Genomic DNA, 17,804 nt, shown 5'->3' on the forward strand with positions numbered 1-17,804 from the left:
CACCTCACGCTAGCAACGCCGCGGTGCCGGCTCCTCCCCCTCGGGGAGGAGATCGTCAGGGTCGCTCTCCCCCTGCGTCGGGTCAGAACAGGGCGGTGGCCAACGATCGCCGTGAGGCAGCCGTTCGCGGGTCCTGATCACCCACCACGGAGTAGAGCTGGACCAGGTGCGCCCGAGCTGTTTCACGGTCCTCACCGGGGTGGAGGGCAATGAAGCGGACGAGCCGCGCGAAGGCGTCCTCCACGTGGCCGCCGACCAGGTCAAGGTCGGCCACCCGCAGCTGTGCCTCCAGATCATCGGGCGAGTCCGCTGCGGCCCGGCGCACGGCATCGGCGTCCAGCGTGGCAGTGCGCTGCATCAGCTCCACGCGGGCCAGGCCGACAGCGGCCTCGTCATCTCCCGGGTTCTCCTTCAACGCCTGGCGGTAGGCCTGGATCGCAGCATCCGGATCTCCCTGCGCCAAGGCGTCCACAGCCTGCTGATGCAGCGGGGGCAGAGCCGGAGGCGCCGGCGGGGCGTCGGCCGGAGCCTGCTCCTGCGGACCGAGCGGCGGCACCGTGCCCGTCAGTCCGTTCTGGGCGGCCACCTGCAGCAGCTCATCCAGCAGGGAATCGAGCTGGTCCGCACCCACCGCCTGGTTCAGCAGAGGAACCGGCTGAGCCGAGAGGATCCCGATCACGGCCGGTCCTGACGTCAGGCCGAACACCTGGAGCAGCTGAGGATGGGCGTCCGCATCGACCTCGGCCAGCACCAGGCGCCCCTGCCGGCCGTTGACGGCGGGCGTGAGCAGCTGGTCCAGCTGGTCACTCACCGGTGTGACTGAGGTGCGCAGATGCACCAGCACCGGGACCCGGGCAGAGAGCTGAATGAGCTGCTGCAGTTCCCCTTCGCCGACTCCGCGGACGACCCAGCTGCCGGAGGCCTGATCGGCCCTGTCCGGCCCCGCCGCAGAACGGGTGGATTCCGAGGTCGGCCGGGCGGCCAGGGATGACAGGTCGACCGCACCTCGCAGGTGGGACGGTGCGGGGGGCTGTTCAGTCATCTCGACTCTCCTCTTCAGGACACTCAGTCGCCGTACGAGACCCGGTACAGCTCATCTTCGAAACCGATGAGCGAGACCCGGGCGTCCTCACCTGTGGCCGACTCTCGGGGAATGTGGATCACCATCGTTTCATAGAAGCGCATGTACAAGGCGGTCGTGGTTTCATTGCTGGACTCGCCTGCGACCTTCTGTGCAAGCTCACTGGCGATGACGGTGCCGCCACGCTCCTTGGGACTCGAATTCACATTGGCAAAGACATTGGCGAACACCAGTGCCGACCCGTCGGGGAGACGGATCGCCTGCGACTGATCCGTCGCCACGGAACGGTTCAACCTGATGGTGGCGTCCCGGGCTGTCCTCGACAGGTTCTCCTGGTAGTCCTGGATGGCCTGGACGTAGGAGTTGGAGACCAACTTGTCTTTGAAGGTGTGGTCTGAGTCCGTCAAGACGGCCGCGGTCCCATCGACAGCCTGCTGAGGCGACATGGCCAATCCCTCGGCCTGATCCAGCTCGAGGATCTCTACACCGGGCTGATCCAGCTGCATTCCCGACAGATCTGACCCCGGCGTCATCGGTACGGCGAACCTCGCCTGATACTGCTGCCGCGGACCGTTCTGCTGCATCAACAGCACCTGCGGGGTCTCGTTCTGTTCGCCTTCGGTTACCGCGATGATGCTGCGCGGAAAGCCAGGTGCCTCGGTCGCCGCGGCTGCGAGAATCGGTGAAGCAGCTATCGGTGCTGGACCCACCAGCGAATCGTCGAAGCCCTTGTTGCGGTAGTGGAGTTCACGCATGGTTCGGGCGGATCCCCCGATTCGTGTGGTCAGCGCTTCCGCATCGCGGGCTTCATCACCACGGCTCATGCCCCCTGCCACCATCCCAAGGATCCGTTCCAGCTGCTGGTCCACGACCACCGGAATGAACTCCTCTGTCTGATCGCCTGAACTCGGACTGGCGCTCTCGGGGGACGGTGATGCGGTAGCCGGGGCCAACACAGAGCTTCCCAGGACCAGCACGCCCACGGCAGCACCTGCACCCATCCGTCGGGCAGTGCTGGAGCTCTGCCTGTCGGAGGTCGCACCGGCCCGGCCCGACTGGCCCGGGTCGGCCGCCTGAGTTGCGGCCGGACGCCCGCCACGGCGACTCCGCAGCCAGGCCCAGAGCAGCAGGCCCAGGCCGATGAGGATGAGCAGGGGGCCGATGACCAGCAGAGGGACGATCCAGGGGCTGTCTCCGACGCGGTTGGTCCAGGTGACCGTGACATCGGTGGGAGCCGGCGCCGTTCCGTCCACGGCGATCAGCAGCGCCGTCTGGTCCTCCTCCGGCAGCGTCCAGCGCTGCTCGAGCGTGCCCGAGGCCTCGTGCGTCTCGATCCACAGATCCGAGTCGACCGGGTTGGGCACCTCCATCTCGCCCTCCGCGTGATCCACGATCACGTGCGGCTGCTCACCCTCCGGGACATCGGTCTGGATGCCCTTCACCGTGTTGTGCGCCGCGTCGCCGATCCATGCCTGGATGTCGCGCTCCCGTCCCAGCATCACGGTGTAGTCGCCGTCACCGGTGAGCGTGTACTCCACCGGGTCCTCATCGATCTCTGCGAACTCACCGGTGATCACCGTCAGCGGCGCCTCGGTGGGGTCGTCGCCCACCTCGGCGGTCAGAGTCAGCGGAGGCGTCCAGATCGTCTGGAGACCGATGCCGCCCAGCAGGGCGGCCAGGCCCAGCAGGAGGGCCAGGAGACCGGAAACAATGCGCACGCGAAGAGCCGTTCATTCGGGGACAGAGTGAATCGGGCCGGTCGCGGGAGCGGAGAACTCCTGGACACAGCCCGAATCGCAGTATACGGGGAAAGGTCACCGAATGATAACGACGACGTCCGCCCGGCAGACGCTGGAGGGCTCAGCTGTGCCGTACCCTGAGCAGTGTGTCGCACCCTACATCTCCCAGCGAGGGCCGGGGACTCGGCCCAGACGTCGGTCCCGACGAGCATCACGGCCCGTCGTCCGCACCTGCACAGGACGCCTCCGGCGCAGAGTCTGCCCCTGTCCCCCCGGCCACTGAGAGCGGCGAGATCGAGTCGAGAGCCGTTCCTCACCCCACCGCGGTCTCCACGGAGAGGTCGCGGTTCGCTCGGCTCCGCAGCCGTCTGAGCGGACGGTCCCTGCCGGGCGCCAGACCTCGCCGTCGATTCGAGGTCAGCCAGATGGAGCCGGCACAGCCGCCGCTCGCGACCGATGAGGTGCCGGAGCCCCGTGAGGTGCAGGTCGCACCCAGCCACCCGATTCAGATCGGATTCCTCTTCACGGTGGGCGTGGGACTGGCCCTGGGCCTCTACTGGGTGTTCACCAGCAACGCCCAGCTGCTGATCTGGATCGCCGCAGCGCTGTTCATCGCCCTGGGCCTGGACCCTGTCGTCCGCAGGATCGAGAGCTGGGGTGCTCCGCGCGGTGTCGGCGTCGCCGCCTCCGTCCTGATGCTGGCGGCACTGTTGGCGGCGTTCTTCTCCATGCTGATCCCCACGGTGGTGGATCAGACCACCCAGTTCGTACAGAGTCTGCCGGTGCTGGTCTCGGAGTTCATGGACTCGGAGTTCTTCCAGGACCTGGACGAGCAGTTCGGGGTGCGCGACCTCGTGGACTCCGAGATCGCCAACTTCGTCAGCAACTCGGCGAACATCACCGGACTCTTCGGCGGGATCTTCGGCGTCGGCACGGTGATCGTCAACACCGGCTTCTCCATTCTCATCGTGCTGGTGCTGACCCTGTACTTCCTGGCCTCGCTGCCGTCGATGAAGTACTGGGCCTACCGGCTGGCCGCCCGATCCCGCAGGGCACGCGTGCAGTACCTGGGAGATGAGATCACCTCGTCCGTCGGCCACTACGTGATCGGCCAGTCGATCGTGGCCGGCCTGAACGGCCTGGTGGCCTTCATCGCCATCACTGTCGCGGGGGTGCCCTTCGGCGCCCTGTTGGCCTTCTTCGCCGGGCTGATGGCGTTCATCCCCCTGGTCGGCGCCATGATCGGCGGGACGATCATCACGCTGGTGGCGCTCTCAGCCGGCTGGCAGACCGCCTTGATCTTCGCGGTGATCTATTTCGCCTACCTGCAGATCGAGGCCTACTTCGTCTCCCCGAGGGTGATGAGCAAGGCCGTCGCCGTGCCTGGGGCCGTCGCGGTCATCGCCGTGATCGCCGGCGGCACGCTGCTCGGCGTCCTGGGGGCCCTGATGGCCATCCCGGCTGCCGCTGCGGTCATGCTCATCGTCAAAGAGGTGCTCATCCCCCGGCAGGACCGCCTCTGAGGTCAGCGACCGTCGTGGCGCCGGGTCCGCCAGCAGATGGGGTGCCAGTGTCTGCGGTCCTCACCGGCACGATCATCACCGAAGATCCAGTCGCTGCGCCAGGCCACCAGATGTGCCGCCCCAGCGCGGATGCTCCGGCCACACCCCGGACAGGTGTAGTCCTTGACGGCACGCCACGACGGGATCTGGCGCACATGCCAACCGCCGTCATGGTGATCCTGCTGCTGATAGCCCGTGTCCAGTCCCAGCAGCGCCTCCACCGCGTCCGGCTCCCCTGGACGGCGCTGAGACCTCTGGTCGCCGGCGCCACCCTTGCGTGCACCGCTGACACGGGCGGTGCGACGGGGCCTGTTGGAGCGGGGCATGAGTCCATGGTGTCACAGGGCCACCGGTACACTGCCGGGTGTGCGTCTTGTCATTGCTCGTTGCTCCGTCACCTATGAAGGCCGTCTCCGCGCGCACCTTCCCCCTGCCGTCCGTCTCCTGATGGTCAAGGCCGACGGCGCGGTCCTGATCCATTCCGACGGCGGCTCGTACAAGCCGTTGAACTGGATGAGCCCCCCGGCCACGCTGCGCATCGCGGAACCGTCCGCTGAGCTGGCCGAGGAGGGTGTGGTCCAGGTGTGGTCGGTGCAGGCCACGAAGTCCGATGATCGACTGGTCATCCACGTCTTCGAGATCCATCAGGAGATGAGTCAGGACCTGGGCCTGGATCCCGGGCTGGTCAAGGACGGTGTGGAGGCGGATCTGCAGCGCCTGCTGGCCGATCAGATCACCACGCTGGGCGAGGGATACACCCTGGTGCGGCGAGAGCACATGACCGCGATCGGCCCCGTGGACATCCTGGCACGGGACGCGGACGGCGCCACGGTGGCGGTGGAGCTCAAACGACGAGGTGACATCGACGGCGTGGAGCAGCTGACGCGCTACCTCGAGCTGATGAATCGGGATCCGCTGCTCGCCCCGGTGCGGGGAGTCTTCGCGGCTCAGCAGATCAAGCCTCAGGCACGCACCCTGGCCGAGGACCGCGGGATCCGTTGCGTCACCCTGGACTATGACGCGCTGAGGGGCGTCGATGACGCCGACTCCCGGCTGTTCTGACCACCGCCTCGGGACACAGCAGATCGGCTCGTTCCGATCCCGGGCCATCCACTGACCGGGATCGGAACGAGCCGATTGACTGTCTTCACTTCTCTGGCGCCACGGCGGGAGCATCAGCGGCGGGCTGAGATCACCAGCCGTTGCGGCGCGGCCGCCGTCCCAGTGGCTCCCGCCACGTTCCGAACCCGGTCACCGGACCGGATTCGATCCAGGCGCTCACTCCAGAGCACTCCTCGTGACTGAGCTCCAACAGGACGGGGCTCCTGCCCCCGGAGAGACGGGCCAGGACATATCCCTCACGGGACCCGGGCCCCTCGCGCCGGATCTCGGCCTGGTGGCGGGCCGTGCTCCAGCAGGGACGGGGATCGATGGACCGGACCTTCATCAGGTCCAGGCTCACCTCGTTGTACCGGCCGATCACCGAGGCTCCCCTGCTCGATCCCCCGACCTCCCGCACCTGCGCGCGAAAGGTCCCGGGGGTCCGAAGGAGAGTCCGCCGGCGCCACCACATCATCAGTGCGACCATGAGGACGACGCCCGCCAGCGCGCCGATCAGGGTCCACCAGATCGGTGACATCTCAGGCCGCGCTGTCTCCGCGCGCCTCGCCGTCCAGGGTGGCGGAGCCGGCGACGATCTCCACGCGGTCATGGTTGACCGAGAAGAAGCCGCCTTCGGCGCGTGCCGTCACGGTCTGACCGTCAGCGGTGGTGACCACGACGTCGCCGTCGCCCAGGACAGCCAGCAGGGGCGTGTGCCCCGGCAGGATGCCGATCTCACCGTCGATGGTCCGGGCGCTGACAGACTGTGCCGGCCCGGACCACACGAAGCGGTCCTCTGCAACGATCTCGACTTCGAGCTCGGCCATGGATCAGTTGTCCTTCTGGATCTGGGCCCAGTTGCGCTCGACATCGTCCAGACCGCCGACGTTGTAGAACGCCTGCTCGGACACGTGGTCCAGGTCACCGTTGGCGATGGCGTTGAAGCCCTCCACGGTGTCCTTGATCGGGACAGTGGAGCCCTCCACGCCGGTGAACTGCTTGGCGGTGTAGGTGTTCTGGGACAGGAACTGCTCGATGCGACGTGCACGCGAGACCACGATCTTGTCCTCTTCGGAGAGCTCGTCCACACCGAGGATCGCGATGATGTCCTGCAGTTCCTTGTTCTTCTGCAGGATCTGCTTCACGCGAATGGCGGTGTCGTAGTGCTCCTGGCCCACGTACTGCGGGTCCAGGATGCGCGAGGTCGAGGCCAGCGGATCCACAGCCGGGTACAGGCCACGGGAGGCCAGATCGCGGGTCAGGTTGGTGGTGGCGTCCAGGTGCGCGAACACGTTGGCCGGTGCCGGGTCGGTGTAGTCATCCGCAGGCACGTACACGGCCTGCATGGAGGTGATGGAGTGACCACGGGTCGAGGTGATGCGCTCCTGGAGCACACCCATCTCGTCGGCCAGGTTCGGCTGGTAGCCCACAGCGGAGGGCATGCGACCCAGCAGGGTCGAGACCTCCGAGCCGGCCTGCGAGAACCGGAAGATGTTGTCGATGAACAGCAGCACGTCCTGGTTCTGCACATCGCGGAAGTACTCCGCCATGGTCAGAGCCGACAGGGCCACGCGCAGACGGGTTCCCGGCGGCTCATCCATCTGGCCGAACACCAGGGCGGTGTCCTTGAGCACGTCGGCCTCGTCCATCTCGACCCAGAGGTCGTTGCCTTCACGGGTGCGCTCACCCACACCGGCGAACACCGACGTGCCGCCGAAGTTGCGGGCCACGCGGGTGATCATCTCCTGGATGAGCACGGTCTTGCCCACGCCGGCGCCGCCGAACAGGCCGATCTTGCCGCCCTTGATGTACGGGGTCAGCAGGTCGATGACCTTGATGCCGGTCTCGAGCATCTCGGTGGAGCCCTCGAGGGAGGCGAAGCTCGGGGCGACGCGGTGGATCGGCCAACGCTCCTGCACGTCCAGCTCGGAGGTGGGCACGTCCAGCGACTCGCCCAGCACGTTGAAGATGTGGCCCTTGACCACATCGCCCACGGGCACGGAGATCGGGGCACCGGTGTCGGTCACCTGCGCGCCACGGACCAGGCCGTCGGTGGACTGCAGCGAGATGGCGCGCACCAGGTTGTCACCCAGGTGCTGTGCGGTCTCGAAGGTGATGGTGCGGGTCTCGCCGTTGAGGGTCAGCTCAGCGGTGAGGGCGTTGTAGACGGCGGGCATGGCATCGGCCGGGAATTCGGCGTCGATCACGGGGCCGATGACACGGGCGATACGACCGGTGGCTCCGCCGGTGGCGGTGCCGGAGGCCTGCTCGTTGAAGGTGGCAGTCATCTCTCTCACTTCGTTCTGTGGATGGCGGATGTCGTGGGGTGGCGGGTCAGGACGCGTTCAGGGCGTCCGCGCCCGCGATCAGCTCGGTCAGCTCCTGGGTGATCTCCGCCTGGCGGGCGTTGTTCATCAGCAGCGTGTACTCCTTGATCAGGTCGGAGGCGTTGTCGCCGGCGGACTTCATGGCGCGCTGGCGGTTGGCCAGCTCAGAGGCCGCGGCCTGCAGCATCGCCGAGAAGATCCGGGACTCGATGTACTTCGGCAGCAGCGCGTCCAGGACGTCTTCCGGAGCCGGCTCGTACTCGTACAGCGGAAGGAGCTCGGTGTCCTCGGTGATCTCCTCCTCCACCACCTCCAGCGGCAGCAGTCGGACGACGGTGGGACTCTGCTTCACCAGGGAGTGGAACTCCGTGTAGACCACGTGGATCTCGTCCACGCCGCCCTCGTCGGTGTTCTGCAGGAAGGCGGAGACCAGTGCCTCGCCGATCTCCTTGGCCGTCTCGAACTGCGGGGCATCGGTGTTCCCGGTCCAGACCTTCTTGTACTCCCGGTGCCGGAAGTCGAAGTAGCCCTGTGCCTTGCGGCCGACCAGGTAGGTGTCGACCTCCTTGCCCTCGCTGCGCAGCTTCTCCAGCAGCTCTTCGGCGTGACGCAGCACGTTGGCCGAGTAGGCGCCGGCCATGCCACGGTCCGATGCCATGATCAGCACGGCGGAACGGCGTGGATTGTCTGACTCGGCGGTCAGCACGTGGTCGATGTCCTGCTGCGATGACACGGCGGACACGGCGCGGGTGATCGCGTTGGCGTACGGCATCGAGGCGGCGACACGGTCGCGTGCCTTGCCGATGCGGGACGTGGCGATCAGCTCCATCGCCTTGAAGATCTTCTTCATCGACGAGGTCGATGCGATCTTCTGGCGGTAGACCCGGATCTGGGCTCCCATGGTGGTCCTTTCCTTCGACCGGGTGGGCCGGCTCGACGTCACGTCGATCCGGCCCACTCCGACGGGTCAGCGCTTCTGCTTGACGATCTTTTCCTGGGTGACCTTCTCGTCGGCCAGAGGGTCGTGCTCCTCATGGCCTGCGGCCACCAGCTGGTTGTCGCCCTCGCCGAAGAAGCCCTTCTTGAACTCTTCGATCTCGGTCTCCATGGCCTCCAGCGTGGAGTCCTCCAGCTTGCCGGTCTCAGCGATCGGGCCCAGCACCACGTTCTTGCGACGCAGGTGGTCGATGAACTCCCGCTCGAAGCGCAGCGCATCCTCGACCGGGACCTCATCCAGGTGGCCCTTGGAGCCGGCCCAGATGGAGACGACCTGCTCCTCGACCGGGTACGGGGAGTACTGGGGCTGCTTGAGCAGCTCCATCAGACGCTCACCGCGCTGGAGCTGACGGCGGGTGGCCGGATCCAGGTCCGAGGCGAACATGGCGAAAGCCTGCATGTCGCGGTACTGCGCCAGATCCAGCTTCAGCGTGCCGGAGACCTTCTTCATGGCCTTGACCTGAGCCGCGCCGCCCACGCGGGACACCGAGATGCCCACGTCCACGGCGGGGCGCTGGTTGGCGTTGAACAGGTCCGACTGCAGGAAGATCTGTCCGTCGGTGATGGAGATGACGTTGGTGGGGATGTAGGCCGAGACGTCGTTGGCCTTGGTCTCGATGATCGGCAGACCGGTCATCGAGCCGCCGCCCATGTCGTCGGACAGCTTGGCACAACGCTCCAGCAGCCGGGAGTGCAGGTAGAACACATCGCCCGGGTAGGCCTCGCGTCCCGGCGGACGACGCAGCAGCAGAGACACCGCACGGTAGGCCTCAGCCTGCTTGGAGAGGTCGTCGAAGATGATCAGGACGTGCTTGCCGCCGTACATCCAGTGCTGGCCGATGGCCGAGCCGGCGTACGGTGCCAGGTACTTGAAGCCGGCGGGGTCCGATGCCGGGGAGGCCACGATGGTGGTGTACTCCAGGGCGCCGTGCTCCTCCAGGGTGGCGCGGACGCCGGCGATGGTGGAGGCCTTCTGACCCACAGCCACGTAGACGCAGCGGACCTGCTTGGTGACGTCGCCGCTCTCCCAGTTGGCCTTCTGGTTCAGGATGGTGTCCACGGCGATCGCGGTCTTGCCGGTCTGGCGGTCACCGATGATCAGCTGGCGCTGGCCACGGCCGATCGGGATCATCGCGTCGATGGCCTTCATGCCGGTCTGGAGGGGCTCCTCCACCGACTTGCGCTGGGTCACGGTGGGAGCCTGGAGCTCCAGGGCGCGACGTCCCTCGGCCTCGATCGGGCCCATGTCGTCCAGCGGCTGACCCAGGGGGTCCACCACGCGGCCCATGAAGCCATCACCGACCGGCACGGAGAGGATCTCCCCGGTGCGGTGCACCTCCTGGCCCTCTTCAATGTTCTTGAACTCGCCGAGGACGACGACACCGATCTCACGGGTGTCCAGGTTCTGGGCCAGGCCCAGGGTTCCGTCCTCGAAGCGCAGCAGCTCGTTGGCCATGACGGAGGGAAGACCCTCCACCCGGGCGATGCCGTCTGCTGCGGACACGACGCGACCGACCTCTACCCGCTCGGCTCCGGCCGGCTCGTAGGATGCCGCGAACTCGTTCAAGGCATTGCGGACGTCGTCAGCGTTGATGGTCAAGTCGGCCATCTGCAGTCCCTGCTCTCTTGATAGGTGATCATCGACGCGAAGTGCAGGTCGACGACCGGATGATTTCGTCTGGATTCGTCAGTGCCGGCTCAGCCGGCCATCTTCCGCTGGAGGTCATGCAGCCGGGTGGCCACCGTGGAGTCGACGACGTCGTCTCCCACCTTCACGCGCACCCCGCCCACCAGGGCAGGATCCACGGTCACGTCCAGCTTGAGGTCACGGCCGAAGGTCCGGCGCAGGCCCTCGGCCAGTCGCCGCTGCTGCTCATCGCTCAGCGGTCGCGCGACGGTGACGTCGGCGATCCACTGGCGCTGGCGCCCGGCGACGGCCGCGGCGAAACGACGCACCAGCTCGGCGGGCTTGTGCCCGCGGGGGTTCTCCACCGCCTGACGGACCAGGAGGCGGACCTCCTCGGACCCGTTGCCGGTGAGCCGCTCAGCCAGGTTCCCCCGCGACTGCGCGGGAGCCTGCTGGTCGGTGATGGCCCGCTGGACCTCGTGGGACTCCTCCACGACGTGGTGGAAGGAGAGCAGCTCCTGGGAGAGGCGGTCCAGCCCTGAGAGGCCGTCGCGCTCGGCGGAGGCGGCCACAGCAGTGCCGGCCAGCTGTTCCACGGCGTCACCGAAGTCACGCTCGCCGGACCAACGGCGACCTGCCAGGTCGGTCAAGACCTGCAGCGCCTGCTCGGAGAGCCGACCGCTGAACAGCGAGCGGAGTACACCGGACCGGCGCTCCACCGTCCACGAGGGATCGGTCAGGGCCCGGCGCAGCGGTCCGTTCTCGTCCAGCACGTCCAGCGTGGAGAAGAGGTCGCGTGCCAGCTGCAGTCCGCCGGAGGCCAGCGTGGGCTCCAGAGCCTGTCGTGCGGCGGCCAGTGAATCGCTCGATGCTCCTGCCATTACTCAGCAGCACCTGCACTGGTCGTGCGAGCGGACTCGCTGCGCTCCAGGTCGGCCAGGAAGCGATCCACCACGCGCTGGGAGCGGGCGTCGTCGTCCAAGGACTCCCCGACGATCTTGCCGGCCAGGGAGGTGGCCAGGGTGCCCACCTCGGACCGCAGCGAGGACACGGCCTGCTGGCGCTCCGCGGCGATCTGCGCCTGGGCCTGCTCGGTCATGCGAGCGGACTCGGCTGCCGCCTTCTCCTTGAACTCGGCCAGGATCTGAGCGCCCTCGGTGCGGGCCTCCTCGCGGATGCGGTTGGCCTCCACGCGGGCGTCCTGCAGCTGCTGCTGGTAGTCGGCCATCATGGCGTTCGCCTCGGCCTGGGCCTTCTCGGCCTTCTCCAGTCCGCCCTCGATCGCGTCGACGCGATCCTGGTAGGACTTCTCCAAGGCAGGGGCGATGAACTTCACCACGATGAACATCAGCACGGCGAAGCCGACTGCGGTGACGAGCACCTCCCACCAGTTGGGAACCAGCGGGTTTGCGCCCTCGCCTGCAGCGAGGATCACGTCAGTCCCGATCATTGATCAACCATCCTTCGGTGATGTGTTCCAGTCATTCCTGTCCGGGCACTGCCCGGGCGGGGCATGATCAGAGGACGAACGCGAACACCAGGCCCAGGATGGCCAGGGCCTCGGCGAGGGCGAAGCCCAGCAGGGCGATGGGCTGCAGGATGCGCTGAGCCTCGGGCTGACGGGCCACACCGTTGATGTAGGCGGCGAAGATCAGGCCCACGCCGATGGCGGAGCCGATGGAGGCCAGGCCGTAGCCGATCAGGTTCAGGTTGCCGGTGATTTCCATGGTGTTCCTTTCAAGATGCCGGTGGGATCCGGCAGGTTGTGAGGTAGTCCCTCCCACGACCCGATGGAGGCCGGATCAGGAAGTCTGGTGGTGCGGTGGACGGGGTCCGGTCACCGCGGTCTCGCCGCCGTCGCCGGCGCCGAGGAGTCTGTGGGTCAGTGGTCGTTCGCCGAGATCGCGCCCTGGATGTAGATGGCGGTCAGCAGGGTGAAGACGAAGGCCTGGAGGTACATGATCAGCAGCTCAAGGAAGTACATGGCCACCGAGCCGAGGATCACCAGGATGCCGGTGCCCTGCAGGGCCAGGTTGCCGGTCTCGGTGATCAGGTAGGCGGCGCCGGCACCGGCCAGCATCACGATCATGTGGCCGGAGAGCATGGTGGCCATCAGACGCAGGGAGTGGGTCAGCGGGCGCACGATGAAGGTGGAGATGATCTCCAGCGGCACCAGGAGCGGCAGGATCCATCCGGGGACACCGGAGGGGACCACGGCGAGCTTGAAGTACTTCAGCCCGTGGTGGCGGATGCCCACGCCGATCCAGATGATGTAGACGATCAGCGCCAGCGCATAGGCCGAGCCGGCATGCGAGAAGGAGGGCAGCTGCAGGAAGGGGATGGCGCCGAAGATGTTGTTCAGCAGCACGAAGAAGAACAGGCCGAACAGCAGGGGGACCCAGGGGCGGAAGTCCTTCTCGCCGATGATGTCGCGGCCCATGCCGTTGCGGACGAAGGAGTAGCCGGACTCGGCCAGCCACTGCATCTTGGTGGGGACCAGCTTGGGCCGACGCATCGCGATCATGAAGAACGCCGAGATCAGGATCACCGAGAGGATGACCATGAGCATCTGCTTGCCGAAGCCGGTGCCGTATTCGGCCGCCCAGGGCAGGATGTCGGGCAGGTGAGCATCACTGATGGTCGGGGGCGTGAATCCGCCCTGGTCAGTGGTGCTGGCGAGCACGATCGGGAGCACGCTGGTCCTCTCTGGAAGTGTTCGTCAACGGAACATGCACAGCGGCGCCGTTGCTGCTTCAGTGAAGGTCGCGGCAGCCCGTCCTGGCCGTCGTTATGAATCCTTGATGATCCTATCAAACAGCGGGCAGTGGTCCTGACCATGTCGCGGCGAGATCCAGCGCAGAATCCGTGCGATCACGGCCGGTCAGAACGTGCGCTCAGCTCCGGCTCGAGACATCACGGTCGGATCACGGTCTGCTCACCGGGAGGGGGCGTCGTCGTAGATCTGCTGCCGGGTGTGCATGAAGGCCAGCACCTCCGCGGCCTGCCAGGCCAGGATGCCCACCAACGCGCCGATTCCGGCCGGCACGGCCTGGATCCACTCCGGCCGCGGCACCACGGTCAGCAGCAGACCGAACAGCACCACCTTGGCCACGAAGGCCCCCAGCGAGACCACCACGGCCTGGTCGCGTGATCTGTCCCATACCCAGGCGGTCACGGCCAGGGTGAGCGCCGAGAGGAGCACGACGACGGCTCCGCCCAGTCCCAGTGAGGCGGCGGCCTGGCCTTCCCCGGCACCACGCATCGACCAGGTGGCCACCACGCCGATCAGGACAGCGGGGACGCTCACGACCAGGCAGCGGTTCAGGATCCCCCACCAGCCGTTGCGGTTGGTCCAGCGGCTCATGCGCTCTCCTCACGTTCCACGGCCGGCCCCCGGCGCACCCAGGGGTGCAGGGTCAGCCAGCCGGCCCCGAGCAGCAGCACGCCCAGGACCGGCAGGACGAAGACATCGTCGAAGAAGTTCAGGGACACCACACCGTAGGCCACCAGGAAAGACCACAGGTAGAGCAGCAGCACGGCCTGTCGATGGGTGTAACCGCCGTCCACGAGCTTGTGGTGCAGGTGTCCGCGGTCCGCCGAGAACGGACTGGACCCGCGGGCGGTGCGTCGCAGCACGGCCATGCTCAGGTCCAGCAGCGGCAGCAGCAGCACGGCGATCGGCAGCAGGATGGGCATGTAGGCCGGGACGTTGCGGAAGCGGAAGCCCTCCATGGCCCCCACGTCGGCGGTGACCGCCACGGCAGCGGTGGCCATCAGCATCCCGATCAGCAGGGCACCGGTCTCCCCCATGAAGATCCGGGCCGGGTGGAAGTTGTGCGGCAGGAAGCCGATGCACACGCCCACCAGCATCGCCATCAGCAGGGTGGCCAGATTGGAGTAGTCGAACTCGTTGATCGTCCGGGTCAGGACATAGGTGTAGATGAAGAACGCCGAGCCGCCGATCGCCGCCATGCCCGCCGCCAGCCCGTCCAACCCGTCCACGAAGTTGATGGCGTTCATGGTCAGCACCACCACGAACACCGTCAGCCCGATCTGCACCGGCTCGGCGCCCACGGGGATCCATCCCACCGGCATGGCCTCCACCCGGATGCCGTGCAGGGCGATCATCAGCCCGGCGGCGATCTGGCCGGTCAGCTTCAGGCTCCAGTGCAGGTCCCAGAGATCGTCCGCCACCCCCACCACGGTGATGGTCAGCAGCGCCAGCAGCACACCGCGCAGCGGCATCGGGTCGGTGTAGATCCCCTCCAGGAACGGGATCAGCCCACCCAGGCCCAGGGCCACGACGACGGCCACCACCATGGCCACTCCGCCCAGCTTGGGGATGGGCTCGCGGTGGACATCGCGCTTGCGCCGCGGCGTGAAGACCTCGCCCCGGATGCCCAGCGCGCGTACCGCCGGGGTCAGCGCGAAGGTGACCAGGGCGGTGAGGGCGAGCAGGATCAGGTAGACCTTCACGGAGTGGAGCGCTCTCCTGACTGCGGTGCGGACTCGGCGTCCTCAGCTGCATCAGCGGCGTCGGCGGACTCGGCGTCCGGGGCATCCACCGCGTCCGCCTCGAAGGCCTCCGGCACCAGGGCCCGCAGCGTCTCCTCGGGGATCGCACCTTCGCGCACCACGCGGAAGGGCTCCACCGTGCAGTCCACGATGGTCGAGGGCTGCTGGCTGGAGCGCTCGCCGCCGTCCAGGTAGACGGCCACGGACTCGCCGAGCATCTGCTGGGCCTCGTCCACGGTGGTGGCCGCCGGCATGCCGGTCCGGTTGGCGCTGGAGACGGCCAGCGGGCCGGTGGCCTGCAGCAGTCCCCGGGTGATCTCATCAGCCGGCACGCGCAGGGCCACAGTGCCCCGGGTCTCCCCCAGGTCCCAGGTCAGGGTCGGCTGAGAGTGCACGATCAGCGTCAGCGCGCCGGGCCAGAACTCCCGGGCCAGCTCCCGCGCCGCCTCAGGCACATCCATGGCCAGTCCATCCAGCACATCGGCACTGCCCATCAGCACGGGCGGAGGCATGGTGCGCCCCCGGCCCTTGGCGGCCAGCAGCACGGCCACGGCCTGCGGGGAGAAGGCGTCGGCGCCGATCCCGTAGACGGTGTCCGTGGGCAGCACCACGCACTCTCGCCGGGACAGGGCCTCACGGGCGGTCTCGATCCCCTCGGCCAGCCGTTCGGGGTCGGTGCAGTCGATTCGCTCACTCACGCTGACATTCTCCCATCCACAGGGTGCTGCTCCGGTCCCGGCGAGCCGATCCGCCGGGCCGAGGTGCTGCGCGGCCGCCCGGCCAGGTCTGCATGCCCGGTGATCCGGGTGAACATCCCGGTGTGCTCCAGGGCAAGCGCCACCGTGTCCCCCTGGGTCTCGTCATGCTCCATCACGAAGAACCCGCCCGGTCGCAGCAGCCGTGCAGCGGTGGTGATGATCGCCGTGGGCATCTGCATGCCGTCCGCTCCCCCGCCGTAGAGCGCCAGCGCCGGGTCCTGGGCGGCCTCGGCCTGAGGGGGGATCCGTCCGTCCGGGACGTAGGGAGGATTGGACACCACGACGTCGGCCTGGCCAGTCAGACCGGGAAGTGCGGTCCGCGCGTCCTCCAGGTGCAGGGCGACACCGCGGCGTTCCAGGTTCGCCGCAGCCCACCGGGCGGCCTCGGCGTCCAGTTCCACGGCGTGCACCACGGCAGCCGGGACCTCATCGGCCAGGGCCGCGGCGATCGCTCCCGACCCGGTGCACAGGTCCACGGCCACGACGCTGTGCTGCGGTGCCCTGCGACTCGACTCGAGCAGGGCGTCCACGGCCAGTCCGGCCACGTCCTCGGTCTCCGGGCGCGGCAGGAACACTCCGGGCCCCACGTGCAGCAGGGACTGCCGGAAGATGACCTGTCCGGTGAGGTGCTGCAGCGGAACCCGCGCCGCGCGGGAGGCGAGCAGCTCGTCCAGGCGGGTGACGTCGTCGGGAGGCAGGGAGTGGCCCATCACGGCCAGGGAGGCGACCCGGCCGCGGGAGACGCCCAGGACGTGCCCGGCGAGCAGTTCGGCGTCCGCGCGCGGCGAGTCCACACCGGCCTCGGCGAGCCTGCGCTCTGCATGCCGGATCCACGGGCCCAGCTCCAGCGGTGACGGCTGCGCTTCAGGGGTCTGCACGGCTCAGGCCTCGTCGGAGGAGCCCAGTGCCTGCAGGCGGTGGGCCTCGTCCATCTCGATGCAGGACTGCAGCACCGGGCCCAGGTCGCCGTCCAGCACGGCCTCCAGGTTGTAGGCCTTGTAGCCGGTGCGGTGATCGGCGATCCGGTTCTCCGGGTAGTTGTAGGTGCGGATCCGCTCGGAGCGGTCCATGGTGCGCACCTGGGAATGGCGGGTGGCGGCGTTCTCCGCGTCGATCTGCTCCTGCTGATGGGCCAGCAGGCGGGAACGCAGCACGCGCATGGCCGCCTCGCGGTTCTGGATCTGGGACTTCTCGTTCTGCATGGCCACCACGATCCCGGTGGGCAGATGGGTGATGCGCACGGCGGAGTCGGTGGTGTTCACGGACTGTCCGCCCGGTCCTGAGGAGCGGTAGACGTCGATCTTCAGCTCATTCGCGGCGATCTCCAGCTCTTCGGGCTCGTCCACCTCGGGGAAGACCAGCACGCCGGCGGCCGAGGTGTGGATCCGCCCCTGGGACTCGGTGACGGGCACCCGCTGGACGCGGTGCACCCCGCCCTCGAACTTCAGATGCGCGAACACGCCCTCGGCCGGGTCGGTGGAGGAGGCCGGACGCTTCACTGCCAGCTGCACGTCCTTGTAGCCACCCAGGTCGGACTCCGTGGAGGAGAGGATCTCGGTCTTCCAGCCGCGGGACTCGGCATACCGGGTGTACATGCGCAGCAGGTCCCCGGCGAACAGGGCCGCCTCCTCGCCGCCCTCGCCGCCCTTGATCTCCAAGATGGCGTCCCGGCCGTCGTCCGGATCACGCGGGATCAGCAGCCGGCGCAGCCGCTCGGCCGCCTCCGCCTCGACTTCGGTCAGACGGGGCACCTCGGCGGCGAAGTCGGCGTCCTCCTGGGCCAGTTCGGTGGCGTCGGCCAGGTCCTCGGAGGCGGCCTGCCAGGCGCGGTGGGCGGAGACGATCCCGTTGAGCTCGGCGAAGCGCCGGCCCAGACGGCGGGCCAGACCCTGGTCCTGGTGGACGGCGGGATCGGCCAGCTGGTCGGTGAGCTGGCGGTGCTCATCCAGCAGCTCCTGCACGGAGTCGAACATGCTCACGGGGATCACTCCTGGGAGGGGGTCGGGTCAGCCGGATCTGCAGAGACGGGTCGACCCCCGTCCCTCCGCGGTGACCACCGGTGGAGCCGGTGGGTCTGCGGAAGGCCGGGGGCCGCCGT

19 protein-coding genes are annotated in these 17,804 nt (G+C 67.9%); 2 read left to right on the forward strand and 17 right to left on the reverse strand.

The window, feature by feature from the left end; translation table 11 throughout:
• Positions 1-82: 82 nt before the first annotated feature.
• Both BM355_RS03520 and BM355_RS03525 read right to left on the reverse strand, forming a co-directional pair.
• Positions 83-1,042 (reverse strand): tetratricopeptide repeat protein, encoded by a 960-nt coding sequence (locus BM355_RS03520; RefSeq protein ID WP_091694631.1) that lies wholly within the window; start codon positions 1,040-1,042, stop codon positions 83-85.
• Between the two features lie 23 nt (positions 1,043-1,065).
• Complete coding sequence (locus tag BM355_RS03525; protein ID WP_091694636.1) at positions 1,066-2,799, reverse strand: hypothetical protein; 1,734 nt, start codon at positions 2,797-2,799, stop codon at positions 1,066-1,068.
• A gap of 446 nt (positions 2,800-3,245) precedes the next feature.
• Between BM355_RS03525 and BM355_RS03530 the strand changes: the two genes are divergently transcribed.
• Positions 3,246-4,343 carry an AI-2E family transporter gene (locus BM355_RS03530; RefSeq protein ID WP_091694639.1) on the forward strand — a complete coding sequence of 366 codons (1,098 nt, stop codon included), beginning with the start codon at positions 3,246-3,248 and terminating at the stop codon, positions 4,341-4,343.
• 2 nt (positions 4,344-4,345) lie between these two features.
• On the opposite strand, the gene BM355_RS03535 is transcribed toward BM355_RS03530, so the two are convergent.
• Entirely contained in the window at positions 4,346-4,708 is a 363-nt protein-coding gene (locus tag BM355_RS03535; protein WP_091694643.1) for a hypothetical protein, read from the reverse strand.
• A 40-nt stretch (positions 4,709-4,748) separates the two neighbouring features.
• Here BM355_RS03535 and nucS point away from each other — a divergent pair, with 40 nt between their 5' ends.
• A complete protein-coding gene (gene nucS / locus BM355_RS03540) occupies positions 4,749-5,444 on the forward strand; it encodes an endonuclease NucS (protein WP_091694646.1) in 696 nt (231 codons plus the stop codon).
• Positions 5,445-5,574: 130 nt separating this feature from the next.
• Here nucS and BM355_RS03545 read toward each other — a convergent pair whose 3' ends face one another.
• The 14 genes from BM355_RS03545 to prfA form a co-directional block, all read right to left on the reverse strand.
• On the reverse strand, positions 5,575-6,021 hold the full coding sequence (locus BM355_RS03545) for a DUF2550 family protein (protein ID WP_177227816.1): 447 nt from the start codon (positions 6,019-6,021) through the stop codon (positions 5,575-5,577).
• Between the two features lies 1 nt (position 6,022).
• Positions 6,023-6,310 carry a F0F1 ATP synthase subunit epsilon gene (locus BM355_RS03550; protein ID WP_091694654.1) on the reverse strand — a complete coding sequence of 96 codons (288 nt, stop codon included), beginning with the start codon at positions 6,308-6,310 and terminating at the stop codon, positions 6,023-6,025.
• A 3-nt stretch (positions 6,311-6,313) separates the two neighbouring features.
• Positions 6,314-7,771 carry a F0F1 ATP synthase subunit beta gene (atpD, locus tag BM355_RS03555; RefSeq protein WP_091694657.1) on the reverse strand — a complete coding sequence of 486 codons (1,458 nt, stop codon included), beginning with the start codon at positions 7,769-7,771 and terminating at the stop codon, positions 6,314-6,316.
• Positions 7,772-7,817: 46 nt separating this feature from the next.
• A complete protein-coding gene (locus BM355_RS03560) occupies positions 7,818-8,711 on the reverse strand; it encodes a F0F1 ATP synthase subunit gamma (RefSeq protein WP_091694662.1) in 894 nt (297 codons plus the stop codon).
• A gap of 66 nt (positions 8,712-8,777) precedes the next feature.
• Positions 8,778-10,415, reverse strand: coding sequence for a F0F1 ATP synthase subunit alpha (gene atpA / locus BM355_RS03565; protein ID WP_091694666.1), 1,638 nt, complete (start codon positions 10,413-10,415; stop codon positions 8,778-8,780).
• 89 nt (positions 10,416-10,504) lie between these two features.
• Entirely contained in the window at positions 10,505-11,314 is an 810-nt protein-coding gene (locus BM355_RS03570) for a F0F1 ATP synthase subunit delta (protein ID WP_091694669.1), read from the reverse strand.
• The gene (locus BM355_RS03575) at positions 11,314-11,883 is read right to left on the reverse strand and encodes a F0F1 ATP synthase subunit B (RefSeq protein ID WP_091694672.1); all 570 of its coding nucleotides are present in this window, start codon (positions 11,881-11,883) and stop codon (positions 11,314-11,316) included. The genes BM355_RS03570 and BM355_RS03575 overlap by 1 nt, the downstream gene beginning before the upstream one ends.
• 67 nt (positions 11,884-11,950) lie before the next feature.
• Positions 11,951-12,160: an ATP synthase F0 subunit C gene (locus BM355_RS03580; RefSeq protein ID WP_091694676.1), complete on the reverse strand. Its 210-nt coding sequence runs from the start codon at positions 12,158-12,160 to the stop codon at positions 11,951-11,953.
• Positions 12,161-12,315: 155 nt separating this feature from the next.
• Positions 12,316-13,128, reverse strand: coding sequence for a F0F1 ATP synthase subunit A (gene atpB, locus BM355_RS03585; RefSeq protein ID WP_091694681.1), 813 nt, complete (start codon positions 13,126-13,128; stop codon positions 12,316-12,318).
• 240 nt (positions 13,129-13,368) lie between these two features.
• Entirely contained in the window at positions 13,369-13,797 is a 429-nt protein-coding gene (locus BM355_RS03590) for a hypothetical protein (protein WP_091694685.1), read from the reverse strand.
• The gene (locus tag BM355_RS03595; RefSeq protein ID WP_091694688.1) at positions 13,794-14,909 is read right to left on the reverse strand and encodes an MraY family glycosyltransferase; all 1,116 of its coding nucleotides are present in this window, start codon (positions 14,907-14,909) and stop codon (positions 13,794-13,796) included. Before BM355_RS03595 ends, BM355_RS03590 begins: the two co-directional genes overlap by 4 nt.
• Positions 14,906-15,646, reverse strand: a complete 741-nt coding sequence (locus tag BM355_RS03600; protein ID WP_091694691.1) for an L-threonylcarbamoyladenylate synthase — start codon at positions 15,644-15,646, stop codon at positions 14,906-14,908. Before BM355_RS03600 ends, BM355_RS03595 begins: the two co-directional genes overlap by 4 nt.
• Complete coding sequence (locus BM355_RS03605) at positions 15,643-16,584, reverse strand: N5-glutamine methyltransferase family protein (protein ID WP_245760574.1); 942 nt, start codon at positions 16,582-16,584, stop codon at positions 15,643-15,645. Before BM355_RS03605 ends, BM355_RS03600 begins: the two co-directional genes overlap by 4 nt.
• Positions 16,585-16,587: 3 nt before the next feature.
• On the reverse strand, positions 16,588-17,679 hold the full coding sequence (prfA, locus tag BM355_RS03610; protein ID WP_091694693.1) for a peptide chain release factor 1: 1,092 nt from the start codon (positions 17,677-17,679) through the stop codon (positions 16,588-16,590).
• Positions 17,680-17,804 lie beyond the last annotated feature (125 nt).

The sequence above is a fragment of the Micrococcus terreus genome, from assembly GCF_900116905.1.
GTDB classification, from domain to species: Bacteria; Actinomycetota; Actinomycetes; order Actinomycetales; family Micrococcaceae; genus Citricoccus; species Citricoccus terreus.